Annotated in this window: 6 protein-coding genes; 1 reads left to right on the forward strand and 5 read right to left on the reverse strand. The window is 40.3% G+C overall.

Annotated elements, in window-relative coordinates:
- Positions 1-110 precede the first annotated feature (110 nt).
- The 5 genes from FOR85_RS12230 to FOR85_RS12250 form a co-directional block, all read right to left on the reverse strand.
- Positions 111-551, reverse strand: coding sequence for a hypothetical protein (locus tag FOR85_RS12230; RefSeq protein WP_144298133.1), 441 nt, complete (start codon positions 549-551; stop codon positions 111-113).
- Positions 552-560: 9 nt separating this feature from the next.
- On the reverse strand, positions 561-1,691 hold the full coding sequence (locus FOR85_RS12235; RefSeq protein ID WP_144298134.1) for a DUF4150 domain-containing protein: 1,131 nt from the start codon (positions 1,689-1,691) through the stop codon (positions 561-563).
- Positions 1,692-1,926: 235 nt separating this feature from the next.
- Positions 1,927-2,871, reverse strand: a complete 945-nt coding sequence (repM, locus tag FOR85_RS12240; RefSeq protein ID WP_144298135.1) for a replication initiation protein RepM — start codon at positions 2,869-2,871, stop codon at positions 1,927-1,929.
- 275 nt (positions 2,872-3,146) lie between these two features.
- Positions 3,147-3,947 carry a hypothetical protein gene (locus FOR85_RS12245; protein ID WP_144298136.1) on the reverse strand — a complete coding sequence of 267 codons (801 nt, stop codon included), beginning with the start codon at positions 3,945-3,947 and terminating at the stop codon, positions 3,147-3,149.
- A 3-nt stretch (positions 3,948-3,950) separates the two neighbouring features.
- Positions 3,951-5,651, reverse strand: a complete 1,701-nt coding sequence (locus tag FOR85_RS12250; RefSeq protein WP_144298137.1) for a MobA/MobL family protein — start codon at positions 5,649-5,651, stop codon at positions 3,951-3,953.
- A gap of 254 nt (positions 5,652-5,905) precedes the next feature.
- On the opposite strand from FOR85_RS12250, the gene FOR85_RS12255 reads away from it, so the two are divergent.
- Positions 5,906-6,190, forward strand: a complete 285-nt coding sequence (locus tag FOR85_RS12255; protein WP_144298138.1) for a mobilization protein MobS — start codon at positions 5,906-5,908, stop codon at positions 6,188-6,190.
- Positions 6,191-6,277: the final 87 nt, after the last annotated feature.

Consider the following 6,277-nt stretch of genomic DNA (forward strand, 5'->3'; position numbering starts at 1 on the left):
GAATTTAAAATTCTAATTGTTTTAACTGAAATTTTAAAAACTAAGTAAACCAATACCTTAGAAAAATAAGTTGAGAGTGGGGTTTTTTAAGATAAATAATATAGGTTGTGTTAGTTGTATTTAGAACAGTCAATTTCTGAAGAGTATTCAGCTTCTTTTATATTTATGGCGTTAATACCACTCATCCAGTTCCTGTTTTCATCTGAAATATTTTTGTTATCTAAGTATTGATCAAACTTTAAAATGTCTTTTGTTTGAAATTTTTGTCCGTTGCATACGTTAATGAAAAAGTAAACCAAATCATAGTCTCCATTAGACTTGTCTTCCGTAGTAGAGCCGTAAACAAAAGGTTTCTCTATATACCAACTATCCACAGCAGTAACTTTAGCTGCAAATTTACTATTTTTATATATAAGATAGTAATTATTGCTGGAGATGTACCTCAGTTTTAACTTACCTAGGATTGAAGGCTGATAAAAGTTATTGTTTATAAAGATAAGTGTTAGGCAAAACATAAATGCGAAGATAACTAGGATGATTTTTTTTAACATCTCATACTCTTATTTCTTGATGGTTTTGTTTACATAGTTTGTCCAACTGCCAGTAACTTTGTAAGGTGTGCCATTTGGATCCCAATTACCTGAAAAATTATCGAACGTATCGTAAGGGTCTTTAAAATCATCTGTATATTTATAGTCTATCTTTCCTGAAATTCTAGTGTCACCTGCTGAATTTTTTTCTATCGTCCCATTGAATTTACCAGATATTACGCTACTACCATATGCCCATACATCAATCTCTTCGCCAACATTATAAGCATTAGAAAAAGTATAGTCTGTATCTCCCGTTTTGAATTTACCTGCTAGTTGTTTTATAAACCGATCCTGTACTGAACTTTCTCTTTTATAAGCACCTTCTTTTAATACTGAGTCTTTTAACAACTGAGCTGAGCCTAGATTCTCTAATGTTAGAGGTTGCCCTCGACCATATAAATAATGTCCATACATTTCTTCACTGCTTACAGGTTTTCTAGGTTTATCGGATGATAATAGAGGACGTAACTTACCTGTGTACTGTTTTCCTGCATTAAGCTCACTCAGTAATCGTTGAGTTTCTAAGGTACTATGCCCTTGTGACTGACTCCATTTTGCTAGAGAATCAGCTCTTTCCGCTCGTTCCTGTACACCCATACCTTTACCAAGACTATCCCATCCTCCTCCAGGACCTACCAAGAGCCCACCATCTGCTAAAGCTTGCTCAGTTGACTGATCAGCCCATTGCGCCATAATTTGTGCAGCATAAGTGGCATCTACCGTGACATACTTCCCTTTGACATTGCCGTTGTTCATGGTGCAAGTATCACCTTCTCTAACCAGCGCCTTGCCTTCGATGAATATCGTGCTTGATCCTGAGGTAGGTTTGACCTCACCGCCTATCGTCCCTGATTTTACACCGCCCCCTCTACCAGCTGCATCACCGAAACATTTGGGCTGAGTGGTTTGATCAAGTAAATATGCAGGCTGACCGTTAAAAAAGGTATGTTCGGCTGTTGCCTCTGCATTATCGATAAATGCGTACAAGGTATAACCAGCAACGGCATCTTTTTTATGAGAGGTATAATTAAATGAGGGTCCATTACTGATTGCCATAAGTACGGTAGCTTTAGACCCTGCTGATGGTATCTTAGTCATTATTTATATTCCCTCTAGAATTAAAATTGATCTAAGCATTGCTATTACGCTATGCAATCCAAACTTTTGTATAATAATACGGTGTCTACTTCGCAGACGCAATTACGGTTATGGTATTTAATCAGCTTTATAGTGGTATACCTCAAGGGAACCAGCCATTTCGCCCTTCAAACCTATTAACAGACTACTTAAAACAGACTGGTATAATGGAACTACTTATAACAGACCGCTAGCACTAATACTCTAAATAATCCCTTATTGGACGTTTCTTAAACTGAGAAGCGTCTTTTTTAAGGCGATTAATCATCTCAAACTCCCATTCAGCAGCATTTTGTCCAGCTGGGCTAGTAGAGCTGACCAAATGATTATAATCAGCGATAAAGCTAGGGTTCCGAGCGATACGCCCTAGTTGCTTGTCATTTAGCCCTTCAATAGTAGATCTGTCGCTGTTATCACTTTCAATATTAGCAGTAGTTTTTTCTTCGTTTTTCTTCATTTTAAACTTGAATGTAAAGCCAGTGACAGCCCTACCAGATTTATGCTGCTCATATGTGGCTGTCACATCGGTGAAGTCGTTTATCTGACTAATCGCAAGGTCTAACACTCGAGCTTTGAAGTTACACATTTTCTTATACTGTTCAGGCTCAACGCCTAGTTTTGTACGGAATTCAGCAAGTGGTATTTTGTTTGTTTTGCCAACTGATTTCCATTGCATCATTAATTCATAAAGCCTGATTGCATATTCGCTTTGCAACTCGCTAACCTGCTTTAAATCATATTCAGTATATTGCTCGCTAAGTCTTGTTATTAGTGGAATAACGGCATCAGTGAACTGTAATTCAATCATACCAGCCGTTTCTATGTAGCTTACTGCTTGCGCCCACCTAACGACACGATGCGCTGGCTTCCCTGTCTTTTCGTGAATATAATCATACCCAAAATAAGACTCAAACAAGCCATTAGCAGCACTTTTCAAAGCTTTGTATGCTGAATGTTTTTCCACTTTAAATTGTTCTTGATAACTGCTTGCATGAATTTGTAGCACACCTCTAGCATCAATCATTCGTTCTTGCGCTCGAGCTTCAACAATAGCCAAAAAGATAACTCGCTGCTCAGGTATGCCAAGTGAATAACTCGCATTTATTAATTTATTATCTTTGGTAATTAGCTTACTCATCATTTCTGCTCATTAAGGGACGCCATAAACATTATAAACAAATTGAACTACAACTTTCAATCAATGTAGTCGAATAGTCGCTAAACGTAGTCGAATGGGTCGCTAAACGTAGTCGAATGGGTCGCTAAACGTAGTCGAATGGGTCGCTAAACGTAGTCGAATGGAGTCTAAGAGATATGAATGGCAAGCCCTGTAGCGGACGTAAAAGCTTTTAAAAGCATTAAAAGCATTAAAAACCTTTTTTCTTTTTTATTAACTAAAAAGATAAAGGCTTTGATCTATCTAAATTTACAGTACTGTTCATTATCCGAACCTAAAAAACAGGATTGCTTTTTAACTTTTGCATAGTAACCATCTTTACCTTTAATCACATTATGAGCCACTTTAGCTGCTGCTAAACGGTTGTACTCAGCTTGACGATCAGCTATTTCAGCTTTACTAGGTACAATAAGCCAAACAGAAAATAACGTCAGGGCAAATATACAAGCACAGATACCACCTATTAGAGCAGCAGCCTTCCAGCTCAGTAATTTAGCAAACTCCTCTGATAACTCCTTTGTATACTTTTCTGCCCCTTTCTTTGCTTGAGTTCTAACACTGTTTAACACAATGTTTGCGTCATTAGCTAAGCTCTTGTTTTGTTCTTCAAAGTTCTCAGAAAAAAGCTTTAAGCTGCTAAAGTTAGTATCAAACGTTCCTTTCATCTCAGTTGATAATTTAGACAGCTGGGTTATCTGTGTCTTCGCTATATCTATTGTATTTTCTAGCTGAATATTTGCTTGCTCAACGTGACCACCAACGCCTTGGGTTAGCTGGTTAGAGTAATAATTGAGAAGATCAGCAACCTCTAAGCGAACCTCTTTAGCTGTACCGGCAACAATCGCTGATTTTATTTTATTTTCTCGTTCTTGATAGTCCTTGAGCTGTGCAGTTAGTTCGTTAACAAGCTTGGCGGTAGCTGTGTCTCTTGCTGCCATCGCTTGATACTGTTCTTCTCTTTGAGTGAGCAATTCGGTGTTATGCTCGGTAAGCGTGGCAATAGCGGTAAGCAGGTCTTCAAGGTTGGGTATCTCTGACATTTTTTATCTTCCTAATCCATAGCTGCGGCTGCGGTTAATCTCGTTACTGTAATCTGAAATGGCTTTTTGTGCGCGCTCTAGGGCTTTTTCCTGCGTTTTACCGATGCTTTGCCTGTGATTGTCTGTAAATTCAGTTAAAACGCCTTGTAGGGCTGCTGTGTGCGTTTTACGCTCACTGGTATAGTGTAGGCTCTTAATCTCATTCAATGCTTGCTGTGATTTGTCGCTAACAAAGTCTGTTAGCTTGTCACGCTCACCCATTGCAAGCTCGCGCTGTCTCTGTGTGGTATCTGGGTTATCCATATAGTGATTGAGGCTGTGCATGACCTCATTAGCGACTGAAATCGCTAAAATAGGTTTACCTACCTTGCTGTTTGGGTCAATTCCTTTCTGTGTATGCTGTTCTAACTGTGCCATTACGCCTGCATACAGCGCTTTTTTATTTACCATGAATTGCTGACTTTCACGCTCCAGCTGCTCGGCTATCGCTTGCTGCTGTCTTGCTCTGTCGGCTCGTGCCTGTTCAGTGCGCTCACGTTCGGCTTGTTCACGTTTTTGTTGTTCAGCAAGCTCATGCTGCCTTTGCTGCTCCAGCGCCAACTCTTTTTGTTTCTGTTCGTTGGCTTTTCGAGTGGCAACCCCTTTCGCCATTGCCATCGCTTGAGCCACAGCATCTAAAGTGGGTGCTTTAGGCTTTGGCGCAGGTAGTGGTTCAGGCTCTTTGATGGTTTCATCTGCTGTGCTTGCCCTGCTTGGCGGTATGCTGTGTTCAATGTCTTGGATTGTATGAGCTTTTAAGATAATGGCATCAGCGGCATCATTCGCTATCTGATTTTTGGTAAGCTCTACGCCCCATACCAGCGCGTTACGCTTGTTGATTATCTCGTTGATGGTGCCAAGCTGTGTTGCTGGCGTTTTATCAATCTCGTAATGCTTGCCTTCTTTTTTGGCTTTCTCTGCTTTTCTTAGCTCACTCTCGTATTTGTCACGCTCTAGCTTGGTTGCAACGCTACCCATCTTGATTTGCGGCTCAATATCTTTGCCTTGATCGGCATAGCTGCGCGAATCAATCAGCTCATGGTCATATTCGGCCAGTTTCTCATTAGCGATCTGCTCCCACAGTTGCCGTATTTCTTTGATTTCAACATTGACGCGCTCTAATCCAAGTGAGCGCCGCTTATTATCGGATAGCTCGATGGTCGCTTTGTCGGTCAGTACGATCTCGTTATTATAGTTAAGCTCAGCGGTACGCGTGGTGAATAGGATATGGGCGTGGAAGTTGCGAGGATCAGCCCCTCGCTCAATCTCTTTTTGAGTTGGCTCATGAATGGCGCAATCGGCAATCGTGCCGTAACGATCCGCAAGCGTCTGAGCAAACTTGTGTGCAATATCTTTACGGTCATTCTCGTCAAGTTCATAGGGCAGATTGACCAGCCATTCGCGAGCCACACGCGCATCGACTCGCTTCTCGGCAGCCTCTGCCTTATTCCATAAATCGCTGCGTGAAATATCAGTATAAGCAGCAGCCAATGCTGTCGGTAAAATGATATCGGCACTCATAACGCCTGATCGTTTAGAGTAATCATGGGTCTTACCGTATCGCTTATCGTCAAGCGCAACACCAGCGCGATAGCTCGCAGAAGCAACGGCACTTTGTCCACTGCCGCGTGATATGGATTTGGTCGATGCGATAAAAATAGCCATTTCTACAAGCTCAGATTTCTGGTTTTTAACACTACGTCTTTTCGTAGTGTTGGGGGTGTGGGGGCTTGCCCCTGCCGATGTTTTGATTTTATAAATGTGTGACCGATAGGGATAAACATTTGTGAAGTCGAAAACTCGCACTTAGTCAGTGGGACTCAACCATCCGTCAATTAACTATATCATAAACTGTTGTTAGGTACTGGCGAAGTTGCTATAGTTGTAGGGACTAAAATTTAATAATTTAAGGAAAGACTATGAGCTTGCTTGGTGGTAGTGATTTAAAGGAACAGCAGAAGATTAATGAGCTTGAGCTGAAAATAAATAGAGAAAAACAGAAATTAGATAAGAAGCTAACACGACAAAAAATATTACTGGGTGCTTTTCTTGTAGATGCTTTAGAGAATGATAAGGTAGACGGTTTAGCTCAGTATACAGCCGACAACCTAGATACCTTCTTAACTAGGCAGGGAGATAAGAATTTAATGAGTGAGCTTATTAGTAATTTGGAAAAGTCCGTTGAATCACCTACTGACAGATGATTTTTTAAACGCCAATCTCAACTTATCGTAGGCTTTTGATTTTTATAGAATTTAAAATTCTAATTGTTTTAACTGAAATTTTAAAAA

The organism is Psychrobacter sp. YGAH215 (assembly GCF_007280595.1).
Taxonomy (GTDB): Bacteria; Pseudomonadota; Gammaproteobacteria; order Pseudomonadales; family Moraxellaceae; genus Psychrobacter; species Psychrobacter faecalis.

Bases quoted from the DNA above. Each gene is read 5' to 3' on its own strand.
- FOR85_RS12230 (WP_144298133.1), bottom strand. From the start codon at position 551: ATGTTAAAAAAAATCATCCTAGTTATCTTCGCATTTATGTTTTGCCTA.
- FOR85_RS12235 (WP_144298134.1), bottom strand. From the start codon at position 1,691: ATGACTAAGATACCATCAGCAGGGTCTAAAGCTACCGTACTTATGGCA.
- repM (WP_144298135.1), bottom strand. From the start codon at position 2,871: ATGATGAGTAAGCTAATTACCAAAGATAATAAATTAATAAATGCGAGT.
- FOR85_RS12245 (WP_144298136.1), bottom strand. From the start codon at position 3,947: ATGTCAGAGATACCCAACCTTGAAGACCTGCTTACCGCTATTGCCACG.
- FOR85_RS12250 (WP_144298137.1), bottom strand. From the start codon at position 5,651: ATGGCTATTTTTATCGCATCGACCAAATCCATATCACGCGGCAGTGGA.
- FOR85_RS12255 (WP_144298138.1), top strand. From the start codon at position 5,906: ATGAGCTTGCTTGGTGGTAGTGATTTAAAGGAACAGCAGAAGATTAAT.